The following is a 387-nucleotide window of genomic DNA, read 5'->3' as shown; positions in this document are numbered from 1 at the left end:
GATGGAAAAAGAGAAGTCGGTGACGGCATAATCAAGAAAAAGTTTTATCAAAATGGCCAAGATCACTTTCATCACGTATAGAACGTGGATTGTGAAGGATACTAATCACAACAATGGTGAATTCCCCATTACAAGGGCTCATCGGAGTATCCTTCAAATCCTAGATGAAAGTGAGGGTATACAAGGCATGAAAGCAACCGGTATTGTTCGCCGCATTGATGATTTAGGGAGAGTTGTCATTCCGAAGGAAATTCGCAGAACGTTGCGCATTCGCGAAGGAGATCCGCTCGAAATATTTGTTGACCGCGATGGAGAAGTCATTTTGAAAAAATATTCGCCGATCAGTGAATTAGGCGACTTTGCCAAAGAGTACGCCGAAGCGCTGTT

General features: G+C 43.2%; 1 protein-coding gene. It reads left to right on the top strand.

The features are described from left to right. Window positions 1-187: 187 nt before the first annotated feature. Window positions 188-387: AbrB/MazE/SpoVT family DNA-binding domain-containing protein (locus FOI68_RS23030; protein WP_143864441.1), on the top strand; the 200-nt coding region annotated here is incomplete at its 3' end.

The organism is Brevibacillus sp. LEMMJ03, assembly GCF_007197875.1.
GTDB classification, from domain to species: domain Bacteria; phylum Bacillota; class Bacilli; order Brevibacillales; family Brevibacillaceae; genus Brevibacillus; species Brevibacillus thermoruber.
This window is presented reverse-complemented; position numbering and strand designations above follow the sequence as displayed.